Origin of the sequence: Streptomyces lasiicapitis, from assembly GCF_014646335.1 — a bacterium.
Taxonomy (GTDB): domain Bacteria; phylum Actinomycetota; class Actinomycetes; order Streptomycetales; family Streptomycetaceae; genus Streptomyces; species Streptomyces lasiicapitis.
On record NZ_BMNG01000002.1, the window covers coordinates 466,534 to 490,950 of the forward strand.

Annotated in this window: 15 protein-coding genes; 6 read left to right on the forward strand and 9 right to left on the reverse strand. The window is 73.8% G+C overall.

The window, feature by feature from the left end; translation table 11 throughout:
- Positions 1-24: 24 nt before the first annotated feature.
- The 6 genes from IEY91_RS05405 to IEY91_RS05430 all read right to left on the reverse strand — a co-directional run bounded on the left by IEY91_RS05405 (position 25) and on the right by IEY91_RS05430 (position 13,518).
- Positions 25-8,193 carry a type I polyketide synthase gene (locus IEY91_RS05405; RefSeq protein WP_189173057.1) on the reverse strand — a complete coding sequence of 2,723 codons (8,169 nt, stop codon included), beginning with the start codon at positions 8,191-8,193 and terminating at the stop codon, positions 25-27.
- Between the two features lie 11 nt (positions 8,194-8,204).
- Entirely contained in the window at positions 8,205-9,944 is a 1,740-nt protein-coding gene (locus tag IEY91_RS05410) for an amino acid adenylation domain-containing protein (RefSeq protein ID WP_229696717.1), read from the reverse strand.
- 5 nt (positions 9,945-9,949) lie between these two features.
- On the reverse strand, positions 9,950-11,818 hold the full coding sequence (locus tag IEY91_RS05415; RefSeq protein ID WP_189173059.1) for an aminotransferase class I/II-fold pyridoxal phosphate-dependent enzyme: 1,869 nt from the start codon (positions 11,816-11,818) through the stop codon (positions 9,950-9,952).
- Entirely contained in the window at positions 11,815-12,123 is a 309-nt protein-coding gene (locus tag IEY91_RS05420) for an acyl carrier protein (RefSeq protein WP_164318185.1), read from the reverse strand. The genes IEY91_RS05415 and IEY91_RS05420 overlap by 4 nt, the downstream gene beginning before the upstream one ends.
- Before the next feature lie 7 nt (positions 12,124-12,130).
- Entirely contained in the window at positions 12,131-12,412 is a 282-nt protein-coding gene (locus tag IEY91_RS05425; protein ID WP_164318184.1) for an acyl carrier protein, read from the reverse strand.
- A 74-nt stretch (positions 12,413-12,486) separates the two neighbouring features.
- Complete coding sequence (locus IEY91_RS05430) at positions 12,487-13,518, reverse strand: beta-ketoacyl-ACP synthase III (RefSeq protein WP_164318183.1); 1,032 nt, start codon at positions 13,516-13,518, stop codon at positions 12,487-12,489.
- A 336-nt stretch (positions 13,519-13,854) separates the two neighbouring features.
- Between IEY91_RS05430 and IEY91_RS42300 the strand changes: the two genes are divergently transcribed.
- The 6 genes from IEY91_RS42300 to IEY91_RS05455 all read left to right on the forward strand — a co-directional run bounded on the left by IEY91_RS42300 (position 13,855) and on the right by IEY91_RS05455 (position 19,903).
- Positions 13,855-13,980: a hypothetical protein gene (locus IEY91_RS42300; RefSeq protein ID WP_268240852.1), complete on the forward strand. Its 126-nt coding sequence runs from the start codon at positions 13,855-13,857 to the stop codon at positions 13,978-13,980.
- Positions 13,977-15,218 (forward strand): beta-ketoacyl-[acyl-carrier-protein] synthase family protein, encoded by a 1,242-nt coding sequence (locus IEY91_RS05435; RefSeq protein WP_189173060.1) that lies wholly within the window; start codon positions 13,977-13,979, stop codon positions 15,216-15,218. Before IEY91_RS42300 ends, IEY91_RS05435 begins: the two co-directional genes overlap by 4 nt.
- 103 nt (positions 15,219-15,321) lie before the next feature.
- Positions 15,322-16,212, forward strand: coding sequence for a DUF6206 family protein (locus IEY91_RS05440; RefSeq protein WP_164318181.1), 891 nt, complete (start codon positions 15,322-15,324; stop codon positions 16,210-16,212).
- 5 nt (positions 16,213-16,217) lie between these two features.
- Positions 16,218-16,979: a 4'-phosphopantetheinyl transferase family protein gene (locus IEY91_RS05445; protein ID WP_164318180.1), complete on the forward strand. Its 762-nt coding sequence runs from the start codon at positions 16,218-16,220 to the stop codon at positions 16,977-16,979.
- Between the two features lie 377 nt (positions 16,980-17,356).
- Positions 17,357-18,754 (forward strand): RedV protein, encoded by a 1,398-nt coding sequence (locus IEY91_RS05450; protein WP_189173150.1) that lies wholly within the window; start codon positions 17,357-17,359, stop codon positions 18,752-18,754.
- A gap of 474 nt (positions 18,755-19,228) precedes the next feature.
- Positions 19,229-19,903, forward strand: coding sequence for a response regulator transcription factor (locus tag IEY91_RS05455; RefSeq protein WP_164318179.1), 675 nt, complete (start codon positions 19,229-19,231; stop codon positions 19,901-19,903).
- A 136-nt stretch (positions 19,904-20,039) separates the two neighbouring features.
- On the opposite strand, the gene IEY91_RS05460 is transcribed toward IEY91_RS05455, so the two are convergent.
- From IEY91_RS05460 to IEY91_RS05470, 3 genes are read right to left on the reverse strand one after another with little or no spacing between them, the layout of a single operon-like run.
- A complete protein-coding gene (locus IEY91_RS05460) occupies positions 20,040-20,390 on the reverse strand; it encodes a RedY/HapK family protein (protein WP_189173061.1) in 351 nt (116 codons plus the stop codon).
- 15 nt (positions 20,391-20,405) lie between these two features.
- A complete protein-coding gene (redW, locus tag IEY91_RS05465) occupies positions 20,406-21,665 on the reverse strand; it encodes an L-prolyl-[peptidyl-carrier protein] dehydrogenase (RefSeq protein ID WP_229696718.1) in 1,260 nt (419 codons plus the stop codon).
- 28 nt (positions 21,666-21,693) lie between these two features.
- Positions 21,694-24,384, reverse strand: coding sequence for a polyketide synthase (locus tag IEY91_RS05470; protein ID WP_229696719.1), 2,691 nt, complete (start codon positions 24,382-24,384; stop codon positions 21,694-21,696).
- Between the last annotated feature and the right edge of the window lie 33 nt (positions 24,385-24,417).

The following is a 24,417-nucleotide window of genomic DNA, read 5'->3' on the forward strand; positions in this document are numbered from 1 at the left end:
TCCGGTGCGTTCGGCGGGGGCGCGTCAGCGGGGTACGCGATCACGCCCCTCGGGCGAGTCGAGCCACGCGAGGGTGAGCCGCACGCCCTCCTCGAAGCCCACCTCGCTCTTGAACCCGAAGTCGTCGCGGGCCCGGTCGATCGCGTACGACTGGTCGCGGTCGAGGAGGTGCACCGCGTGCCGGGTGAGGACCGGGCGCGCCTTGATCCGCAGCGCCCCGTACAACCCCTCCGACACCGTCGCCAGGCCGCGCGCCACCGGTGCGGGCAGGCTCAGTGCGGGCGGCTTGACGCCGAGGCCGTGGGCCAGCGCGCCGACGTACTCGCGCCATGTCGTGCGGTCGGGGTCGCGCAGGTTGTACGTGCGTCCCGCGGCGGCGCCGGAGGCGCAGGCGGCGATCATCGCGTCGGCGGCGTTGGTCACGTACAGCAGTCCGGCGGGCGCGTCACCGCCGCGGACGTGGACCATCTGCCGGCTCAGGAGCAGCGTCGCGATCTCGATGACGAAGTCCTTGCTGCGGGGCCCGTACACACTGACCGGCCGCACCACCGTGAGCGGAAGACCGGCGCGCGAGGCCGCCTCGCGCACGGCCTGTTCGCCGAGGAGCTTGCTGCGGTTGTACGGCAGGCCGATGTCGCGCGGCGGTGTGTCCTCGGCGCACGGGCGGACCGGGTAGCCGTACACGTCGGTGGTGCTCACGTGCAGGAACCGCTCGACGGTGCCCGCGTGCGCGGCGGCCTCGACGAGGTTGCGGCTGCCATCTACGTTGACCCGCGCGAAGTCCGCCCACGGGCCCCAATCGGCTGACAGGCCAGCGCAGTTGTACACGTGCCGCACCCCGGCGGCCGCGCGGCGCAGGCTGTCCGGATCGCCGAGGTCCCCGACGGCCACGTCGACGTCGACGCCCGCGAAGGCGGAGCGGTCGCTGCCGTCGCGGACCAGGACGCGTACGCGGTGGCCGCGTTCGGCGAGGCGGCGGGTGAGGTGGCCGCCGATGAAGCCGCCCGCGCCGGCGACGAGGACGTCGGGGGCGGGTGATGCGGGGGAGGGGTCGAGGGAGGGTTCGTGGACGGGGGAGGGTGTGGTGGCCGCGCTCGGTGAGGTCCCCGTGCCGGAACCCCTCCCCGCGCGCGACGTTCCGTTCGTCCTGTGTTCAGCCATGGCTCGCCCCAACAGGTCCAGTGCGCGGTCGAGTTCACGTTCGGTGTGGTCGGCGTTGATGAAGAAGCGCAGGCGGCACTCGTCGCGCGGGACGGCCGGATGGCCGATCGGCATGACGTTCACGCCGAGGCGCAGCAGCGCGTTGGAGAGCGCCATGGTCTCCTCCCAGCCGCCGATGACGACCGGGACCACCGCCGAGGCGCGCGACACGCCGATGTCGAGCCCCCGGGCCCGCGCCGAGTCGCGGAAGTGCTCGGCGAGGTGCCGCAGCCGCGCCACCCGGTCCGGCTCGCTCCGCAGCACCCGCAGCGCCTCCAGGGCGGCGGCGGTGTTGGCGGGTGAGATCCCGGTGCTGAAGATGTGCAGCGGAGCGGTGAACTTCAGGTACTCCACCAGTGGTTGACGTGCCGCCACATAGCCGCCGAGGCTCCCGACGGCCTTGCTGAGCGTGCCCATCCACAGGTCGACGTCGGCGCGGTCGACGCCGAAGTACTCGCCGATGCCGCGCCCGGTGCGCCCGAGCACGCCGAGCGAGTGGGCCTCGTCGACCATCAGCATCGCGCCGTGCCGCTTCTTCACGTCGATGAACTTCGGCAGGTCGGGCAGGTCGCCGTCCTGGCTGTACGCGCCCTCGACGAGGACGAGGGCCCGGCGCGCCAGCGCCCGCGACGCGCCGAGCAGACGGTCGAGGGCGCGCCAGTCGTTGTGCGGGAAGGGCCTGCGCCGCGCGCCCGACAGAACGCTGCCGCGCACCGCGCTGTCGTGGATCCACTCGTCGTGCAGGATCAGGTCCTCGGGGCCGAAGAGGTGCCCGATGGTCGCGACGTTCGTGGCGTGCCCGCCCGCGAAGACGATCGCCGCCTCGGTGCCGAGGAACGAGGCGATCTCCGCGTCGAGTTGATGGTGCAGCGGTGTCTCGCCGAACAGGAGCGGTGTCGCCGAGCAGGACGTGCCGTACCGGTCGACGGCGGCGCGCGCGGCCTCGCGGACGCGCGGATGGTGGGACAGGGCAAGGTAGTTGAAGGCGGAGAAGTTGAGGACGGGACGCCCGTCGACCGTGGACCGGCCGCCGTTGAAGCCCTCGTGGGTGCGGCCGTACGGGTTGTCGCCGTCGGCGGTGGCCTGCCGCAGTCGGCCCTGCAACTCGGCGTACTCGGGCCACTCTTCGAAGACGCGCTCCTGGCGGACTGCGGGGGCCGGGAGGTCTTCGGGGGCGGGTTCGGCCGCGGGTGCGGGGGACGACGGCGCGGCGTGGGCCACGGACGCCACGGGCGCGCCTTCGGGCACCGCGCCGTCGAGGAGATCGGCGAGCTGCCCCACCGTGGGATCCTCGGGCAGCCGCTCGCGGTTGCCGTTCAGGTGCCCGGGGAACCGACGCATCAGGGCGCGCTCCAGGTCCGTACGCATCAGCGAGTCGAAGCCGAGGTCCGCGCCGAGCCGGGCGTCGCGCGGGATGTGCGCGACGGGGTGGCCGCAGACGAGGGAGACCTGCGCGAACACTTCCTGGCGGGCGCCAGGGGTTGGTGCGGTCGGGGGGACGACGGCCTCGGTGACACGGCCTGATTCCATGCGTACCTCCGGGAGAGGTACGTCCAGTTGGAGGGATACGTCCGGTGGGGCATCCGCGTCCCGGCGCGTGGCAGGGGCTGTGGCCGTCGTCGTGGCCGTCGTCGTGGCCGTCGTCGTGGCCTCGGCCACGGCTTCCGGCGGTGTGAACCAGTACGCCTCCCGCTCGAACACCGCGTGCGGCACCGGCACATGAGGCCCCCGCCGCCCTTCGTCGAGCGCCGCCCAGTCCACCGCGCCGCCCGCGCAGTGCAGCCGCCCCAGGGACTGGAGCAGCGTCTCCCAGTCGCCCGCCGGGCCCGGCACCGCACCGGCGCGCCCCCGCCGCAGCGACGGCAGCCACAGCGCGGACCCCGCGTCGCTCTCCGGGGAGGCCAAAGTCATCGCCCGGCCGAGGCCGAGCAGCGTCGGGTGCGGGCCAGCCTCCACGAACGCGGTGCAGCCGAGCCGCCGCAGCGTCGTGAAGCCGTCGGCGAAGCGGACCGTGCCGAGCAGATGGTCCGCCAGCGCGTCGGCGTCGATGCGGCCGACGGTCTCGCCGGTGGCGTCCGACACCCAGGGGATGACCGGTTCGGCGAAGCGCACCGAGCGGGCGGCCTCGCGCAGCGGCCCGGCGGCGCCCGCCATCAGCGCCGAGTGGAAGGCGCCCGAGACCGCCAGCGGCTTGACGACGACCGACCGCTCCAGCAGCGCCGCGCGCGCCGCGTCGACCTCCTCGCGCTCTCCCGAAAGCACCAGGTGCGTGGGCGAGTTGACGGCGGCGACCGACAGCGAACCGAACCCCGCCGCCACTTCGCGCACCGTCTCCGCGTCGCCCAGGCAGGCGATCATCGCCCCGTCGCCGGGCTGTTCGTCCATGAGCCGCCCGCGCGTCGCGGCAAGCGTGAGGGCGTCCTCGAAGCTCATCGCCCCGGCCACGCAGGCGGCGGCGTACGCGCCCACGCTGTGCCCGAGCACGGCGGCCGGCCGCACGCCGAGCGTCAGCCACAGTTCGGCGAGCGCGACTTCGAGGGCCACGAGCGCGGGCTGGCAGTACCGCGTGACCCGCAGCCGCTCCGCGCCGCCGTCCGTGAAAAGGAGCTCGGTCAGGGGGACTTCGAGGTGCGGGCGCAGCACGGCGTCCGCACGGTCGATCGTCCGCGCGAACGGGGCGTGCGTGTCGTACAGGCCGCAGCCCATGCCGGTGTACTGCGTGCCCTGGCCGCTGAACAGGAACGCGACCTTCGGCCCAGGACCGTGCCCGGCCGTGCCGCGCGTGACGGCCGTCGACGCCTCGCCGCGGGCCAGCGCGTCGAGCCCGGCGTCCAGCGCGCCGGCCGACCCGCCGACGACGACGGCGCGGTGCGCGAGCCGGGCCCGGCCGGTGTTGGCGGCCCGGCACAGGTCGGCGACGGGCGCCTCCGGGTGGGCGGCCAGGTGGGTGCGCCAGTGCCGGGCCAGGGTGGTGAGGGCGGTCGGGGTGTGGCCGGAGAGACACAGGGCGTGCACGGGGCGCGCCTCGGGCGCCGTGGGCTCCGCCGGAGACTCCCGATCGGCGGGCGGCGGCGACTCCAGGACCACGTGCGCGTTCGCCCCGCCGAACCCGAAGGAGCTGACGGCGGCCCGCACCGGCCCCTCGCCCGGCAGTGCCGTCAGCCGTGTCGGTACGTCGAGTCCGGCGCCGTCCCAGTCGAGGCGGCGGTTGGGCGTGGTCAGGTGGAGGGTCGGCGGCACCTCGCGGTCGCGTACGACGAGCGCGGCCTTGATGAGGCCCGCGATGCCCGCGGCCGCCTCCAGGTGCCCGATGTTGGTCTTGACCGAGCCGACCAGGCAGCGGGCGCCGTCGGGGCGGCCCATGCCGTACGCCGCCGCGAGACCCTCCCACTCGACGGGGTCGCCGAGCGGTGTGCCGGTGCCGTGCGCCTCGACGTAGTCGATCTCCTTGCCGCTCAACTCCGCCCGCGCCAGGGCCTGTTCGATGACGGAGCGCTGGGCGGATCCCTTCGGCGCGGTGAGGCCGTTGCCGCGTCCGCCGTGCCCGGTGGCCGAGCCCCGGATCACCGCGTGCACGCGGTCGCCGTCGGCCAGCGCGGCCGACAGCGGCTTGAGGCACACCAGGCCGACTCCCTCGCCGCGTACGTAGCCGCCCGCCGCGTCGTCGAACGTACGGCAGCGCCCGTCCGCCGACAGCATCCCGCCGTCGGTGAACGCCACCGACAGGCCGGGCGTCAGCATCAGGTTCACGCCGCCCGCGAGCGCCGTCGCGCACTCGCCGCGCCGCAGGCTGTCGCACGCCAGATGCACGGCCGTCAGCGACGACGAGCACGCGGTGTCGAGGGCGAGGCTCGGACCGCGCAGGTCGAGGGCGTACGAAAGCCGGTTGGCGGCGATGGCGTGCGCGTTGCCGGTCGCGCCGTACACGTCGACGGTGTCCAGGCGGCCCATCTGCAGCTCGGTGTAGTCGTGGCTGCTGATGCCGACGAACACGCCGGTGGCGCTGCCCGCGAGCGACGCCGGGTCGCGCCCGGCGTCCTCCAGGGTCCGCCACGCGGTCTCCAGGAGGAGGCGCTGCTGCGGGTCCATGCGGGCGGTCTCGCGCGCCGACAGGCCGAAGAAGCGGGCGTCGAACTCCTCGACGCCGTCGAGGAATCCGCCGAAGTCCGGCGCGGCGACCCGCCGGGCGTCCCAGCGCCCCGCCGGCACCTCGGTGATCGCGTCGCGGCCGTCGCGAAGGAGTCGCCAGTAGCTGTCCGGGTCGGGCGCGCCCGGGAAGCGGCAGCCGATGCCGACGACGGCGATCGGCTCCTGTCCGCCGTCGCGGCCGTCCGCCGTCACGGCTCCCGTGTCCGGCGCCACCGGCTCGGCGGCCTTCGCGCCCGTGGCCGCCAGATGCGCGGCGATCGCGCGGATCGTCGGGTGGTCGAAGACCGCGGTCGAGGGGATCTCACGGCCCGTACGCGCACTCAGCTCCGCAAGGACCGCCACGGCCTGCTTGGAGTCCAGACCGAGCGACGCCAGCGGACGCTCCGGGTCGATAAACTCCGGGGCCAGGCCCAGGCGTTCACCTACGCGGGCCGTCAGCCACGACTCGACGGAGTCCGCGGCCCAGGCCCCACCGGCGGGCACCCGGTCCGCGAGCAGTTCGGTGAGCGTGTCGACACGCGGCCGTACCAGCAGCTCCCCGACGGGGATCGGCACGCCGACACGCCGTTCCAAGTCCCGTACGAGGGCGAGGAGTCGGGGGTGGTCCAGGCCGAGGTCCGCGAACGATCGCCCGGCCGCGCCCGCCTGCTCGGAGGCGTACGTCGCGTCGGGGACGTACGCGCGCACCACCTCCTCGACCACCGCGCCCACCGGCTGCCCCTGCCGAAGCCCGCCCGGCTCCTCCGTCGTGTCCCGGGTGACGCTGGCCGCCACCACCTTCAGGCCGAGGTCCAGGAAGTCCTTGCGGCAGGCCTGGCGCTGGATCTTGCCGCTGGTGGTCTTGTGCACCGTGGAGCGCTTGAGCAGCACGACGGCGTGCGGCGCGACCTCGTGCCGGTCGGCGATCGCGGAGCGCAGCCGGGCGAGCAGCGCCGGCGCGTCGGCGGCCCGCCTGCCGTCGATCTCGTACGCCACCACGAGCTGCTCGGCGCCGTCCACCTCCACGGCGAACGCGGCGCCGCAGCCCGGACGGACCGCCGAGTCGGCCTGTTCCACGGTGAGTTCGACGTCGTGGGGGTAGTGGTTGCGGCCCTGCACGATGACGACGTCCTTGGTGCGGCCGACGACGTGCAGCTGGCCGTCGCGCAGGAAACCGAGGTCGCCGGTGCGCAGGTACGGCGTGTCGGGCTCGCCCTCGACACGGGCCCGGAAGGTCGCCTCGGTGGCGTCCGGCTGACGCCAGTAGCCTTGCGCCACGCTGCCGCCAGTGATCCACACCTCGCCGATCGCGCCCTCGCCCGCGACCCGCCGCCGCGTCCGCGGGTCCACGACCGCCACGTCCACGCCGTCGACCGCCGGGCCGCACCCGACGACCCGCGTGACCCGTCCTCCGGACGCCGCGGTCGCCTCGGTGGCGACGCCCGCGCCGAGCGCCGCCGCGTCGAACTCCCCGACGACGGGCTGGTCGTGGGCGCGCACGCCGGTCACCATCAGCGTGGCCTCCGCCAGGCCGTAGCAGGGCAGCAGCGCGCCGCGCCGGAACCCGCACGGGGCGAACCGTGCGACGAAGCGGTCCAGTGTGTCGGCGCGCACCGGCTCCGCGCCGTTGAGGGCGAGCCGCCAGTGGCTCAGGTCGAGCCGGTCGCGCTCCTCGTCGGTGATCCGCCGTACGCACGCCTCGAAGCCGAAGTCGGGGGCGACACTGGTCGACGCCCGCGTGTCGGACAGGGTCTCCAGCCACAGCAGGGGGCGGCGAACGAACGCCATGGGCGCCATCAGATGCGCGGGGAAGCCGCCGTACAGCGGCGACAGGATGCCGCCGATCAGGCCCATGTCGTGGTACGGCGGCAGCCACGACACCATCGCGGAGTCCTCGTCGTGCGCGAGCCTGCGGTGGATGGCCGCCAGGTTGTGCAGCAGATTGCCGTGGCTGACCATCACGCCCTTGGGCGCGGACGTCGAGCCGGAGGTGTACTGGAGGAAGGCCAGCGAGTCGCCGGTGAGGTCCGGTTCGCGCCAGTCGGCCGCGCTCACGGTGTGCGGGTGCGCGGTGTTCGCGCAGCCGTCCGCCGACGTGCCCGGGCCGTCACCCGCCGACGTGCCTGGGCCGTCACCCGCCCCGCCCGTCACCAGCCACCGCAGCCCCCCGAGCCCGAGCGCGGCCAGCTCCTCCCTGCGTCCGCCCGCGAAGCGCGAGAGCCCGCCCGTGGTCAGCGCGTGCGTGGCCCGCGAGTCCCGTGCGATCGCGGCCAGCCGGGGCATGGTCTGGCCGAAGCGGCGGGTGTCCGGGGGATAGGCGGGGACGGCGACGGCACCCGCGTACAGACAGCCGAGGAAGGCCGCGATGTAGTCGAGTCCGGGCGGGTGCAGGAGCAGCACCGGCTCGCCCGTCGCGCCCTCGTGCTGGAGCAGGGCGGCGACGCGCCTGGCCCGCAGGTCCAGTTCGGCGAAGGTCCAGGAGGGCGAGCCGCCGGGGTACGGGTCCGCTGCCGGGTGAGGCGCACCCGTACCGCCGCGAGGGCTCGCATCCGGGCCGAACGGACGGCGGTCGCCCCCGAGGTCCGCCGCCGGGCGGGCCGTGCCGGTACCACCGCAGGGGCTCCCGTCCGGGCCGGACGTGGCTCTGCTGCCGCCGGGCCACGCCTGCGGGCCGGGCGCACTCGTCTCGGCGCCGCCGCCGTGCGCGGCGCCGCTGCCGGGCACGCCCGCCCCCGCGACCTCCGTGCCGCCCAGGAAGCGGTACGCCAGCGCGTCCGGGCGGTCGGCGGCATGGTGGCGCAGCAGGGCGACGAGGGTGCGCGGCTCGTCGCCGCGGCCGTGGGTCTCGGTCGGGCCTTGGGTCATGTACGTCTCCGTCACTCGCCGGGCACGGCCCGCGGGGCAGGGGCGGACGCGGGCGCCGCGCCGCCGAGGCGCTGGTAGTCGGTCTTGCCGTTGGCGTTGCGCGGCAGCTCGTCGAGGCAGGTGGCCGTGCGCGGCACCATGTAGCGGGGCAGGTACCGGGCGCAGTGCCGCTTGAGCTCGATGAGTCCGGGCCGCGGGGTGCGGCCGTTGAGGGTGAAGTAGAGGGCGATCCCGGTGCCGGACCCGCCGGTGCCGGACCCGCCGGTGCCGGAGCCGCCGGTGTCGGATCCATCGGGATCGCTCGTGCCGGATCCGCCGGCGGGGTCGGGGACCACGGCCGCGGCCTGCGCGATGCCGGGATGGCGCAGCACGGCCGCCTCGATCTCGCCCAGCTCCACGCGGTGGCCCGCGAGCTTCACCATGCGGTCCTTGCGGCCCCGGTAGACCAGGGCGCCGTCCTCCTGGCTGACGAGGTCGCCGGTGGCGTGGCGCCCCCGGCGGTGTCCGGCCGCGGCGGGCTCGGAGTCCCGGCGCCAGTAGCCGGGGGTGACACAGTCGCCCTCGACGACCAGCTCGCCGAACGCGCCGGGCCCCGGCAGCGCGCGGCCCGCGTCGTCGACGACGGACACCTTGGCGCCGGGCAGCGCCGTGCCGATGGGTACGGGTTCGTGCCGCGACAGGTCCCCGGGACGTACGCGGTGGTACGTGCAGACGTTGGTCTCGGTGGGCCCGTACAGGTTGTACAGGCCGGTGCCGGGCGCCAACTGCTCGTACAGCGCCCGCAGTTGGGGGATCGGGAACACCTCGCCCGCGAACAGGACGTACCGAAGACCGCGCACCGTTTCGTCGGTGAGCGCGCCCGACACCGTGAGGAGGTGGAGGACCGACGGCACGGAGTACCAGACGCTGACGCGGTGTTCGCGGATGCCGGCGGCGAGCGCGCCCACGTCGCGGGTCTGCGCGTCGGGCACGATCCACACGCCCGCGCCCGCCGACAGGGCGGTGAACAGGTCGAAGGTCGACAGGTCGAAGTTGAAGGAGGCGTGGTTGGCGAACACGTCGCCGGGCCCGACGTCCAGCTCGTCGCGCGCCCAGCGGATGAAGCACGCCAGATTCCGGTACGTGACGCGCACGCCCTTGGGGGTGCCGGTCGACCCGGAGGTGTAGAGGATCGCGGCGAGGTCGTCGCGCTCCAGGGGCGGAAGCAGGACGACGTGGCCCGCGGCGCTGGAGGTGAAGGCGGACCACTCGATGATGACGGGCACCGCCGCCGTGTCGGACGCCGGTTCCGGGCCCGTCTCCTCCGTCGGGCCCTCGTCCGTGAGTACGACGACCCGCACCGACGCGGGCAGCGGACGCCCCGCGAGCGCCGCCAGACGGCCGCGGTCCGTGACGAGCGCGACGGGCTCGGCGTCCGCGAGGATCGTCTCCACGCGGGCCACCGGCTGACCGCCGTCCAGCGGAACGTACGCGCAACCGGCGTGCAGCGCGGCGAGGATCGCCTCGGCGTAGCGCGGCTGCTTGTCCGTCCAGATCGCCACGCGGTCGCCGATCTCGGCGCCGAGGCCGAGCAGTCCGGCGGCGACGGCGGCGACGTGCGCCGCGAGTTGCTCGTAGGTGCGCCCGCCGGGCCCGACGAGGGCGGGGCGCGCGGCCTGTTCGGCGGACTGCGGCCAGGGCCCGCGGATCAGGGCCACGTCGGAGAGGCGGGTGTGGTCGGGGTGCCCGGTCCGGGCGGTCGTGGCGGTCACGGCGCTCACCCGGCCGACGGCAGTACGCCGGTCTCACGGGCGGCCTCGACGAAGATGCCCGCCGCCGCCTCCAGGTCCTCGCGAGTGTGCTCGCAGGTGACGCTGACCCGCAGCCGCGCGTCGCCGAGCGGCACGCCGGGGAACACCACCGTCTGGCAGAACAGGCCGCGCGCCCGCACGGCGCGCCCCATCTCCATGGCCCTGCGCTCGTCGCCGATGACCAGCGGCAGGATCGCGCTCTCGGTGTTCTCCAGGTCGAAGCCCGCGTCGGCCAACTGGCGGTGCAGGAAACGGATGTTGGACCAGAGCCGGGTGATCCGCTCCGGCTCCGCCTCGATGACGTCGAGCGAGGCGATGAGACCGGCGGCGACCCCGGCGGGGATGTTGGCGGCGAACACATAGGAGTGGGCGTAGAAGCGCAGATACTCGACGACGTCCTCCTCGCCGACGACGAAACCGCCCATGCCCGCGAGGGACTTGCTCATCGTGCCCAGCTCCAGATCGACCTCGCCCTTGAGGCCGAAGTGCTCGGCGGTCCCCGAGCCGCGCTCGCCGAGCACACCCGTCGCGTGCGCGTCGTCGATCATGACGCGGGCGCCGTACTCCCTGCCGAGCCTGACGATCTCCGGCAGGTCGCAGATGTCGCCGTGCATGCTGAACACGCCGTCCGCGACGATGAGTCTGCCCGCCGTGCGGTCGTCGCAGCGCTTGAGGATGCGCTCCAGGTCCGCCATGTCGTTGTGCTGGTAGATCCTGCGTACGGAGCCCGAGAGCCGGGCGCCGTCGACGATGCTCATGTGGTTGAGCTTGTCGACGACCAGCGTGTCGTAGCTCTTGACCAGCGCGGAGATGGTGCCGAGGTTGGCCGCGTACCCGCCCGGATAGACGATGCACGCCGGCCTGCCCTTGAACGCCGCGAGGCGCCGCTCCAGCTCCTTGTGCAGCGCGTTCGTGCCGCCGATGAAACGCGAACCGGTGTGCGTGGCGCCGTAGCGGCGGGTGGCGTCGCAGACCGCCTCGATCACCTTCGGGTGGTTGGCGACGCCCAGGTAGTTGTTGGACGCGAACATCAGGAACTCACGCTTCTGGCCCGTGAGTTCGTCGAGGATGAGCGCCTTGTTGCCGCAGCGGGAGTGCAGCGGCATGCCGTACCAGTAGAGCCGCTCCGCCTCGCGGCCGCGCAGGTAGCCGCGGAAGCTGCGGGTCTTGGCGAACAGGTCGCCGTCGCGCTGCTCGACGAAGTCCTTCATGGAGCGGCTGTCCCAGGCCGGGCGGGAGGGCTTCTCCGCGGCTGTGCCCTCCTGCCCTGCTGTGCCTGCTGTGCCGCCCTGCGCTGCCGCGAACACCCGGAGTTCCGCGATCAGTTCGCGCAGTGTCGGCGCGGTGACCTTGCCCGCGACATTGTCGGGCAGGGCGAGTTCGCGGGCGCAGTCGGCCACGATCGACACGAGGACCACGGAGTCGATGCCGAGCTCGCTCTCGAAGTCCGCGTCCAGGGGCAGCTGTTCGCGCTCGTACTGGGTGTGGCGCATGGCGGCACGGACGACGGCTTCTTGTACGGGGTCGGCGGCGCCGGAGTCCGGGGCGTGGCCGTCGGACACGGCCACGGCCGGTGCACCGCCGCCCCCCGCAGCCAGCGCCTCCTCGACGGCGGCGGCCAGCTCGCCGATCGTCGCGAGCCCCGCGGGCAGCGCCGCGTCGAGCGCGAAGCGCTCCCGTACCGCCGCCACAATGGACTCGAAGATGACGGAGTCGATGCCGAGATCGGCCTCGAAGTGGCTCTCGGGCAGCAGATACGACTCGTCGTACAGGGTCCGCGAGGCCACGATGTCCACGATCTGCCGGTGGACGGTGCCTGCCGCGACATCGGTCATCGCACACTCTCCCCTTCGACGGCTTCCGCGGTGGCCTTCTCGGCGGCTGCCGCGACGGCTTCTTCGGCCCGCAGCCGCTCGACGAGCGCGGCTATGGAGTCGACGGTCCGGAAGTTCGCCGGGGAGATCTCGCGCAGCGGAACGGTGACGCGGAAGTCGCTCTGCAGGTAGTGCACGAGGTCGAAGATCCCGGCCGAGTCGATGATGTTGAGCTCGGCGATGGGGAGGTCGGCGTCGAGGCCTTCGGTGTCGCCGTCGAGCCAGACGTCGGCGATGTAGTTGATGATCGACTGCTCGGTGCTCATGGCCGCCCTACGCCCGCTCTCCGGTGGACTGCGCCGCGGGGGCGCCGCGGGCCGCCAGGAGGCGCCGGTCCTCGATGAGCCCGGCCACCGCCGTGACGGTGTCGCCCGGGGTCGCCGCGTCCTCCGCGATCGAGACCTTGAACTCGGACTGGATGACGAGGAGCAGCTCGACCAGGAACAACGAGTCCATGTCGAGGTCCTCGAACTTGGTGTCGGGGCCGATCTCCGCGCGGTCCACCTCGAAGCGGTCGACCAGCAGATCGACCAGCCTGTCGTACGTCTCGCTCATGCGGTTCTCCTTGTCGTGCGAGGTAGGGCGGGGTCGGGCGCGTTCTCAGGGGGCAGTCGAGGCGGGGCGAGTCCTCAAGGGCGGTCGAGCTCCGGCCAGGTCAGGACCGTCGACCCCCAGGTGAGCCCGCCGCCGAACGCGGTGAGCAGCACCCGTCCGCCCGCGCGCAGGACGCCGTCGGCGTGGGCCTGGTCCAGGGCGAGCGGGATGGACGCGGCGGCGGTGTTGCCGACGTCGGCGATGTTGCTGAAGCAGCGCGCCCGCGGGATGCCCACCTCGTCGGCCACGTGGTTGGTGATGCGCAGGTTGGCCTGGTGGCCGACCAGGTGGTCGACGTCCCCAGGCTCCCACCCGGCGCGCGCGAGGACGGCCCGCGCCGACGCGGACATGCGCTGCACCGCGTGCCGGAACACGTCCTTGCCCGCCATGGCGAAGTACCGGTCGGCGGACTTCGGCGCGACGCCGGAGAGCCGCTGCCGCGAGCCGCCCGCCGCCACCGTGATCAGGTCCTCACGGCCGCCGTCGCTGCCCAGGTCGAAAGGACCGAGCGCGCCCGGCTCCTCGGCGTCGCCGGCCCGCAGCACCACCGCGCCCGCGCCGTCGCCGAAGATCACCGAGGTGGACCGGTCGTCCGGGTCGAGGAGAGTGGAGAACGTCTCCGCGCCGATGACCAGGACGCGGTCGGCGGCGCAGGTGGCGATCAGCCCGGCCGCCGTGGCCAGGGCGTACACGAAGCCCGTGCAGACCGCGGACACGTCGAAGGCGGCGGTGCCGGTCAGGCCGAGCCGGGCCGCGACGGCGGGCGCGGTCGCCGGGCACGGCCGGTCCGGTGTGGTGGTGGCGAGCAGCACGGCGTCCACGTCGGGGGTGCCGGACGACTTCAGGGCCCGTGCGCCCGCGCCGACGGCGAGGTCGGAGGTGGCGGTGCCGGGCGAGGCGAAGTACCGCTGCCGGATCCCGGTGCGGGAGCGGATCCAGGCGTCGGAGCTGTCGAGGCGGGCGGCCAGTTCGTCGTTGCTGACGGCGGTCGGCGGCAGACAGCCGCCGACCCCGGTGAGCACCGCGGCCCGGTGCGGCGCCGGACGGCTCGGTGGGGGTGCGGTCACACGTGCTCCTCGGTCTCCGGGACGGCAGGACGTTGGTGCGGTGCGGATTCGTGGTGGCGCGGTGTCCGCGTACGTACGTATCCGGCGTACGTGTCCGGGCCGCGAGGTGACGCGGCGCCGAGACCACCAGGGACACCGAGTCTCGCCCGGCGGGCTGACGGGGCACGGTCACGCGTGCTGACGGCTCGCTGACCGCGCGCTGATCGGGACCGGAAGTGCCCTGCCGCGCGGCCCGCGTGCCCGTGTGGTCAGTCATCGGTCAGCGTCCGGCGGCGTGGCCGGTCAGGCGCGGACCGCAGACTCGACGCCAGGCGACCGAGAGGTGGGGCGCATTCCATGAGCGCGACGTACGACAGGCCGGTCGAGCCGCTCCTTGTCATCCAGGTCATCCGGCGCGAAGTCACCCAGGACATCCAGTGCGAAGTCGTCCAGGTCGTCCGGCGCGAGCCGGTCGCCTCATGACGGCGCCCGCACCCGCCCGCGAGGCGGACGTCGTCGTCACCGGCCTCGGACTCGTCACCGCCGCCGGTATCGGCGTGGACGCGACCTGGGCAGGGGTGTGCCGGGGAGAGTCCGCAGCCGCCACCGATCCCGGCCTCGCGGGCCTGCCCGTGGACATCTCCTGCACGGTGCCCGGCTTCTCGGCCCGCCAACACGTGGGCCGGCGCAGCTCGTTGACGCACGACCGGTTCAGCCAGCTGTCGATCGCCGCCGCCCGCGAGGCCGTCGCGGACAGCGGTCTCGACCCGCGGACCTGGGACGGTGCCCGCGTCGGCGTCGTCGTGGGCTGCGGTCTCGGCGGGGTCGCGACGTGGGAGGCGCAGCACCGCCGCATGCTGGACGACGGTCCGCAGGCGGTGTCGGCGCTCCTCATCCCCATGCTCGTACCGAACATGGTCGCCGGGCATCTCGCGATGGACCTGGGGGCGACGGGGCCGAACCTGGTGACGGCGACGGCCTGCGCGTCCGGTGCCACCGCGATCGGCACGGCGCTCGCCCTGCTGCGCGACCGGAGCTGTGACGTGGTGATCGCGGGCGGCGGAGAGGCCGGTGTGACGCCGCTGATGGTGACGGGCTTCGCGCAGATGGGCGCGCTGTCCCGGCGGCTCGGGGAACCCGCGGCGGCGTCCCGGCCGTTCGACCGGGACCGGGACGGGTTCGTCATCGGCGAGGGCAGCGGCATGCTCGTCCTGGAGCGCGCGGCGGACGCCCGCGCGCGGGGCGCGGGCGTCCGCGCCCGCCTCGCCGGGTACGGCGCGTCGGCGGACGCGCACCACATGACCGCGCCCGACCCGCAGGGCACGGGTGTGCTCCTCGCCCTGCGTACGGCGCTCGCGCGGGCCGGCGTCATGCCGGACGAGGTCGACCACGTCAACGCGCACGGCACGTCCACGCCGCTCAACGACGCGGCCGAGGCCGCGGTCCTGCGCAAGTTCCTCGGGGCGGGCGCGGCCGTCACCTCCACGAAGGGCGTGCTCGGGCACACCCTGGGCGCGGCCGGTGCGATCGAGGCCGCGCTGACCGTACTCGCCGTGCAGCACGGCACCGTGCCGCCCACCGCCAACCTCGACCACCAGGACCCGGACGTCGACCTCGACGTCGTCACCGGCGCGCCGCGCGCACGCGCGCTGGACGTGGCCGTCAGCAACTCCTTCGGCTTCGGCGGGCAGAACGCCGTGCTGGTGGTGACGGCGGCGTGAGAGGTGACGGCCGCGCCCGCCGGGCCACCGGCTTCTGGTCCTCCGGTCCTCGCGACCGGCTCACCGGCCCTTGGCCCACCGGACACGAGAGCGAGCGCACCCCATGACCTTCACCGTCCCGCACGCCGCCCTGGAGCACCTGGAGTCGCAGGTCCGCCAGGCCCTGCGCACCGCCGACGACAGCGCCCTCGACGTGCTCGGCTACGGCGAGATCACCCTCGTCCTGCGGCTGCGCACCGACGGGGGGTCGTACGCCTGCAAGCGCCTGCCCGTCTTCCCCGACCAGCGCCGCTTCGAGAGCTACCGCGGGTCGCTCGACGAGTATCTGCGCCGCCTCGCGGACCGCGGGCTCGCCGTCGCGCCCACCGAGGTGTGGCACACCCGGGCGCCGTCCGGGCGGGTCACCGCGTACTGCGTGCAGCGGGAGCTGCCGTCCGAGCGGCTGTGCTCGCGGCTCCTGCACAGCGAGGACGAGGTCTGGGCGAAGAACTTCTTCGCCCGCTTCCTCGACCGCGTCGACGCGACCGTGCACGCCGGGCTCGGCCTGGACGCGCAGGCCTCCAACTGGATAGACCAAGAAGGGGAGTTGACGTACCTGGACGTCACCACTCCGCTGATGCGTGACGCGCGCGGCCGGGAACGTCTCGACGTGCGCCTCTTCTTCACGTCGCTGCCCTGGGTCCTGCGCGACGCCGTGCGCCTGTCCATGGCCGGCTCGATCTTCGACAAGTTCTACGCGACCCGCGGCGTGCTGCTCGACTTCCTCGGCAACCTCCACAAGGAACGCCTCGACGGGCTGATCCCCGCGTTCCTGGAGCAGGCCAACGCCCGCCTCGCGCAGCCCCTCACGGCCGCGGAGGTCGCCGCGTACTACCGCGCCGACGCGCGGATGTGGGAGCTGATCCAGCGGCTGCGCGCCGCCGACCGCCTCTGGCACCGCAAGGTGCGGCGCCGCACCTACCCCTTCCTCCTTCCGCCGCCCGTGGCCCGCTGAACCCCATGCCCCTCCTCGCCCGCACCGCCGCACCCCGGCTCGACGGCGCCGTCGTCCTCGACCCCGCCCGGCCCCTGCGCGTGACCCACGCACGCGGCCCCCTGACCCTCGCCGTCGTGTCCATCGCCTGGATACGGGCCCGTGCCGACGCGGACCGCGCGGCGATCCAGAAGCGCCATCTGAGCGCCGAGGAGCGGGCCCGTGCCGCCGAACTCCCCATTCCCAAGCGGCGGTTGGAGTGGCTGGCCGGGCGCCTCGCCGTCAAGCACGGCGTGAGTGCCTATCTGCGGCGGCACGGCGGGGTGTGGGTGCCCACGCGCGAGGTGCGCGTCGGCGCGGTGGCCCGGGGCATCCGGGCCGGCAAGCCCACCGTGAACGCCCCCGTGGAGGTCGGCCTCACGCACTCGGGCGACCTGGCGGTGGCCGCGTGCGGGCCCCGACCGCTCGGCATCGACCTCGAACGCACCCGCCAACTGCCAAGGGAACTGGCCCAGTTGCTGACCCTCACGGCCCCCGGCTGCCCGGTACTCGCCACCATGCCGCTGCCGCTGCGCTGGGCCTGCAAGGAGGCGGTGCTCAAACACTTCGGCTTCGGCCTGCGCGTCGACACCCGCGAGGTGGAACTCACGGCGTGGCACCCCGACGGCCGCTTCTGCTGGCGCCCCGGCCCTGGACTGCGCCGCCACGCCCCTGGCGCTGACGCGGCCCGCTTGGACAGCTGGGCGAGAGAGGTGGACGGGTACTCGCTGGCTCTGCTGTGGAGCTGAACGCTGCCTGTCTGGGGCGGAGGTGAACTCGCTCGCGGTGGTGCGGAGCTGAAGGATGGTTCTCCGGCGCGGATCTGAAGGACGGTGCTTCGGTGTGGAGTTGAACGTATGCGCTCCGGTGTGGAGCTGAAGGACGGTGCTCCGGTGCGGACCTGAACGACGGTGCTCCGGTGTGGCGCTGAACGCAAGCGCTCCGGTGCGGAGCTGGCCGTCAGTGCTCCGGTGCGGAGCAGAACCGACTTGCGCTGGTGCGGAGCCGAACCGGTTCGCTCCGGTGCGGAGATGGACCAACGCGCGCTGGTGCGGACCTGAATCATCTCGCGCCGGTGCGGAGCTGAACGTAACTGCCCTCGTGCGGAGCTGAGGAGAACACGACGATGACCACAGACCGGGCCGCGTCCCCGGGCGGCGCCCCCACCCCGGCCCCGACCGGCACGCCCACGTTCACCGGTGCGCCTGCGCCGACTGGCAAGCCCGCCCCCTCCGGCAAGCCCACGCTCACCAGCAAGCCCGCCCCCACCGACCCGCCCGCACCCCCCACCCCCGCACCCCCCACCACCCCCACCGACTTCACCACCGCCCTCCAAACCGCCGCCCGTATCGCCGTCCTCAGTCCCTCCTCCCACAACTGCCAGCCCTGGGCCGTGGCGTGGGCCAGGAGCCCGGCGTCCCGTGCGGCGGCCGCGCGGCTGGTGGGTGACGCGGAGCCCGGTGGCGACCTCGTGCCGTGTGCCCGTACCCCCGAGGACGGCAGCGGCGACGGAACGTACCGCTATCTCGTCCTGGGCCTCGACCGCTCACGCAGCCTGCGGTCGCTGCCCGCGCACGCCGTGGAGATGCTGCTGAGCTGCGGCCTCCACTGGCAGCTCCTGCTGCGCGCCCTGGACGCCCAGGGCTGGACCGTCGACGCGCTGCGCTTCGCGGAGGGCCCGGCGGACGCGGAGCCGGTGCGCGGGGCCGAGCTGCCAGGGGCCGCCTGGCCGCGGTCCTGGGCGGCCCTGTGCGTCGCCCGGCTGCGCGCCGTCCCGGCGGGAGCGGAGCACGCCGAGGAACTGCGCACCCTGAGCGCCGCAGCCCGCGCGCGCCGCACCAACCGTGCCCCCTACCGCCCCCACCCCGTCCAACCCGCTCTGCTGGACGGCCTGTTGACCCCGTCCGGCGCCGCCGCGGCACGCGGGGCCGACGTGACCGTGCGGCATCTGACCTCCGGCGCCGACCGCGCGGCGTTCGCGGACTTCGTCGCCCGGCACGGCGGCCGCGACTTCCGGCACCGCGCGGCGTGGCGCGAGACCCACGCGTATCTGCGGTCCAACGAGATCGAGGCCGCCGCGCGGGGCGACGGGTTCGCCATCGACCGGCTGTTCGGGCCACTGCCATGGCCGCACCGGCAGGTGATGCGCGCCGCCCTCGCGCCCGCGACGATGCGGATCCTGAGCCACGTCGGCTACCACCGCCTCCTCGCCAGCCGGCTCGCCCACCTCGTGCGGCCCACCCCCGTCGTGGTCGCCATGAGCTTCGCGCGTACGGAACCGACGCTCGCCGACGCCGTCAAGGGCGGTGCGCGACTGGCCGATTACTGGCTGTGCGCGACCGGCGCCGGACTCGTCCTGCACCCCGTGAGCGTCGTACTCCAACACGACGATCTGCGCACCGCGCTCCAGTCGAGGCTCGGCATCGCGGGGCGCGCGTTCTTCATGAGCCGCCTCGGGTGGCCCGCCACCGAGTTCCCCGTCTCGCCGCGCCGCCCCGCCGACGCATCCCTGCGGACGATCTGAGAGATTCGCTCCGCTCCGTTTCGAGCCATTTTCATGGTTCTTCCTATAAAGCTCGCCCAGAAGCCAGTTGCGCCCACATACTGTTGCAGTGCGGACGGAATATGCCGCGCCCGCGTGCCTGCCCTGATATGCCGGGAGAGGAGGAAGCAGGACAGGGGAAACGCGGATTCGAACGGAAGACGGATGCGTTGACGGATGTGCCGGCGGGCTGCGCCGACAGACACGTCGACGGATGCCAATAAGGGCAGCGGCTACGAGGGGTACCCGAAGGCACATGGGCGTGTCATTCCCAGGGGGGCGGCGAGATGGCGAACTGCTGCAAGGAGCACTGCTGCGAGGAGCACCTGCCGGAAGTCACCGTCGGGCCCGGGAGGCCGGTCCGGCCGGGCGTGATGCCGTGACCGGAGGCGCGGTGCGTCGCGACCGACGCGGCGGCGGCCCGCCGCCGGGCGGGATGCGGTGAGGCGGCGACCCATGAAGATCCGCGTCCTGGTGTGCTGCGACGAGTCGATCATGTCCGCGGCGATGCGCGCGCTGCTCGATCAGCAGCCGGACATCGACGTCACGGGCTTCACCACCGGCCGTGAATCCGCCGCGGCCGTCGCCGAGATGGCACCCCACGTCATGATCGTGGTGGCCCCGGCGCTCGGCCTTGAGGACAAGCGCGAGCTCGCTGAGCTGGCCGAACTGACGAAGATCATCCTCATCGCCAAGGCCGAGTCCGCGCACCGCTCCGTCGAGGCCCTGTGCGTCGGCGTCAGAGCGGTCCTCGCCCCGGACTCGTCGGCGGACGACCTCATCCACGTGCTGCGCACGGTCAGCGCGGGCGCCACGATGGTGATGCCGGCCGCCGCCCGCCGCACCCTGGAGCACCTGCCGCAGCAGGGCTGCTCGCGCCGCACCGCCCGCATGGCCGCCGAGCTCACCCCGCGCGAGTCCGAGGTGATCGTGCTGCTCGCCCAGGGCAAGTCCAACGCGGAAGTCGCCGAGAAACTCTCCGTGTCCCTCGCGACCGTCAGATCCCATGTGCACCACGTGCTCCGGAAGATGGGCGTGAGCACACGCGCCCAGGCCGTCGCCATCGCCTATGAAACCGGATTGATGGCGGCAATTGGAAGGACCGCTGAATTGCGCGGACAAGAGGGGTGAACGAAACCGGTCCGGCCGTTCGGAAAGGTTGAATCATATTCATCCGACGGTCCGGTTTCTCGCGGCCGGGTTCCGCAGTCGGTTTCCGCGGCCCGGATTTCGCGGCGCGGCCGCCCCGCCTTTCCGGTTCGCAAAATCACCGGGCCCGGTATCCCGATCCCACCCGATCGCCCGTCAACTCGGCCACCACCGCGGCTATCTTGTCGAAATCGCGGACCAGCCGGTGAAAGGGCTCGGACCGCATATCGCGCTCGAAGTCCGCGCGACTCGTCACTTCGATGATCTCGAAGTACTCGCCGGACGCGGCGGCTTCGGCGTCCGTGACGCGCTGCACGGCGAACGACACGACAGCGGGCAGCCGCGGGCAGGTCGCGTAGTCGACGTCCCGCACCCAGGTCTCGAAGCGCTCCGGGTCCACGCCGTCGTGGAGGCGGATGCGGTGCACGATGACGGCGGAAGCCGCGGCACGGGCTGGGGTGTAGGTCATGGTGAGGGCATCCCGTCAACTGGTGGGTGGTGGGTTTTGGGCCCGTCGGCGCCGGCGGGCCGGGCGGCGGGTGCCGCCCAGGCCGAGCGCGCGGGCGATGTTGTTCTTCTGGATCTCGTTCGTGCCGGAGAAGATCCGCGACGGCAGCGCGTCCCGCAGCAGCGCCTCCGCGTCACCACCCGTCAGAACGCCGAGCGCGCCCCGCAGTTGGACCGCGTCGAGACCGATCCGTACGGCGGCCTCGCTCACCGCGAGCTTCGCCAGGGCGGGCGCGACCTCGTCCTCACTGCCCCGCGCCAGGCCCCGCGCCGCCTTGTACAGCAGCAGCCGCGCCGACTCCAGAGCCAGCGTCATGTCGACGACGCGGTGACTCACCGCCTGGAAGCCGCCGATCGGCACACCGAACTGCTCGCGCTCCTTGACGTACGCGACCGTGGACTCCAGGACGCGCCGCATCGCCCCGAGATAGACCGCGAACAGGCAGGTCCGCTCCCACTTCATGGACCCCGCGAACACCGCGGCCCCCGCGCCCTCGGCACCGAGGACATGGCTCGCCGGCACCACGCATCCGTCGAGGCGCACATCGGCCGTCGGCGAGCCGCGCAGCCCCACCTTGTCGTACGGAGGCCCGACCGTGAGCCCCGGCGTGTCGGCCTCGACGACGAACGCCGTCAGGCCGAAGTAGCCGCCGCCGGGCGCCGTCGCCGCCTGCACCACGAAGACGTCCGCCACGGGCGCGTTCGTCGTGAACGCCTTGGCCCCGTCGAGGACGTAGTGATCGCCCTCGCGCACGGCCCGGGTCCGCAGGGCGAGGGTGTCCGAACCGGCCTCGGGCTCCGTGATGCCGTGCGCCGCGATCCGCTCGCCCGAGCAGAGCGCGGGCAGCCAGCGGCGCTTCTGCTCCTCCGTGCCGAACTCCACGACCGGCATCACCGCGGCGAACAGATGCGCGGCGACGGAGAACGCGAACCCGGTGTCCGGGCTGCCGTACCCGAGCGCCTCCAGGACCGCCGCGGCACTGACCGCGTCCAGACCGCTGCCGCCGTAGGCCTCCGGCACCACGCTGCCGACCAGGCCCTGGCGGCCCGCGAGCAGCCAGCGCCGCCGGAACTCGTCGCGGTCCAACGACGGTGGTACGAAGCCGAGTTCGCGCCGCGCGAAGCGCTCGACGGCGCGGCACATCTCGGCGGTCTCGGTGGCCTCGGTGGTCTTGATGTCGGCGGCGGGGTCGTCATCGGTGCCGAAGGTGAAGGTCATCGTGGTCGGGCCCTTCATGTCGATCTGGGCGGCCTTCGCAGCGCTCTCAGTGCTCTCGGTGCTCTTCTACGAGGACGTGGTAGTTGATGCCGCCCGTGCCGAAGGAGCTGACGGCGGCCCGTCGCGGTCGGCCCGGGGGCCGGGTCCACGGCTCGGGCCGGGTGGCGATCTCGGCTGGGATGGCGGCCAGGTCCAGGGCCGGATTCAGCGTCCGCAGCAGCGTGTTGGGCGGCAGCGTGCCTGCCCGCAGGGCGAGCAGCGTACGCAGCAGCCCGGCGCTGCCCGCCGCCGCGAAGGTGTGCCCGAAGAAGGACTTCGCCGAGCCGATGCGCAGCGGTTCCGCGCGCGGGCCGCCCGCGTACAGGCGGCCCGCCGCGGCGATCTCGACGCGGTCGCCGACCTTCGTGCCGGTGCCGTGTGCCTCCAGGTAGTCGACCGTGCAGGGCTCGAAGTCGACCTGGGCGAAGGCGCGTTGCATGGCGCGTACCTGGCCCGCGACGTCGGGGGCGATGAGCGACTTGGCGTCGTTGGAGGCGCCGATGCCACGGATCAGGCCGTGGACGGTGTCGCCGTCGCGCAGCGCGTCGTCGTACCGCTTCAGGAGGAAGAGACCGCAGCCGTCGCCGGGCGTGAAGCCGTCGGCGCCCGCGTCGAAGGGGGCGTTCCTGCTGTGCGAGAGGAGGCCGAGCGCCGAGCACAGCACCATGTCCCGTACGTTGCAAGCCAGTTCGACTCCGCCCGCCACCGCGTAGTCCGCCGCGCCCGAGCGCAGCGCGCCGACGGCGATGTCGAGCGCGGCGAGCGAGGACGCGCAGGCCGCCTCAACGGCGAGGGGCACCGCGCGCAGTCCGTACTCGTTGGCGAGCAGCGCGGCGACGCCGCTGGCCAGACAGCCGTCGAGGAGCGCGGGCGGCAGAGCGCCGTCGCCCTGACCGCTCCGCTCCCGCAACCGCTCCAGGAGCCGCTTCTTCTGCAGGGCCGAGAGCCCGTCCAGCGCCGCGAGTCCGGTGACCGTGTCGTCCAGGCCGCCGAGTACGAGGTCCGTGTGGGCGCGGCGCTCCCGCGGGGGCCCGAGCGTGCCGCCGATCGCGACGACGCCGCGCCCGCCCCGCCCCTGCCCCTGTCCTTGCCCCTGTCCCTGGCTCGGGCTCTGCTGCGAGAACAACTCCGCGGCGACGGTGAGCGCGAGTCGCTGGGCGCCGTCGAGGGTGGCGTAGCGCTGGGGCAGCACCGCCAGGTCCTCGGGCGGCTCGTCGGGTACGGGTACGTGGCCGCCCTGGTCGGTGTACGTGTGGGTGAGGCTGAGGGCGCCGGGGGAGTGGGAGAGCTCCCGGTCGAGCACTGTGTCCGGGACCGGCCCGATGCGGGTGCGGCCCGAGCACACGACACGCCAGAACCCGCGCGCGTCCGGCGCTCCGGCGAACCGCCCGCCGAGCCCGACGACGGCGATGGGCACGGCGCGTGCGGCGGCGGCCCAGGGACGGCGCGAGCGGTTCCGGACGGCGGGGCGCACCTCGGTACCTGTTCGCCCTTCGGCCGGTGCCCCGGGCTCGGAGTGTTCCTCCAGCACGAGATGACAGAACGTCCCGGTGAGTGAGGCGCCGTGCACGACGGCCCGCCGGGGCACACCGTCCCGTACACCTGTCTGCCATGGAGTCCCTGGCTCGGACGTATCACCCAACTCGCCGTCAGAATCGGACAGTTGGCCCGGATATCGGCATCCACGCAAGGCCAGGGCGACTTTGGTGACGGAGGCGAGCCCCGCATGGGCGAAGGCGCGACCGTCGCCGAGGCCGGACACGACGTCGCCATACTCGACGCCCGCCGCGCCGTCCGCCCCGCCCGGGACAGCGGCGCCCACCCCCTCCACGTACTGAACGGTGTCCGCAGCGACTCCCGCCGCCCGCAGCGACTCCGCGGCCGTCCGCTGCCACAACTCGACGGACGGGGACGGGCGGAAGCACCCGGGCCGGGGATCGTGACGCAAGGTGCAGTCGAGGATCGTGGCGTACACACGGTCCTGATCACGCACGGCGTCGGAGAGCCGCTTGAGCAGCACCGCGCCGACGCCCTCGGTGAGCGGCCGGACGCCCGCCCCGCCCTCCTTCGCCGCCAGCGCCGCCGCCACATACGCGCTCTCGCGGCGCTGCCCCGCGAGCACAAGGACCGCGTCCGACACCTCCGCGCGGAGCTGGACCGTCGCGTGGGCGAGGGCGACGAACGACGTGGCCTCCGCCGACTCCACGGCGAGGGTGCGGCCCCGGAGCTTGAAGGCGGCCGCGATCCGCGCGGGGATCGTGCTGGCCATCTCGCCGACCCGGTCGTGCGGCGACCCGCCGAGCCGCCGTGTCAGCAGCCCGCGCAACTCCTCCCCGGCGCGCGCCGCGCTGTCCGGGTCGGCGCCCGCCGCGGCCGCCGCGCGCTCCACCTCCCGGGCGTAGCGGGGGAGTTCGACGCGCAGGGCGTTGGCGTGCTGCCGGTCGAGGGCGAAGCAGAGCCCCGTCACGACGTCGGTGCGCTCGGCGGGGAGCGGCCGCGCCGGATGGCCCGCGTCGGCCAGACACCGGCGCGCCGCCTCCAGCATCAGAAGCTGCATCCGGTTCATGGACCGGGCCTGCATCGGCGGTATGCCGTACCGGGCGACGTCGACCACGATGTCGTCGAGGGCCGCCGGATCCAGCTCCGCGATCCCCACGATCGCGACCGGCTCCCCGTGGGGCGAATCGGACGTAGTCACGCGGCTGCTCCTGCGGTCGTCGGCGGCCCGCCG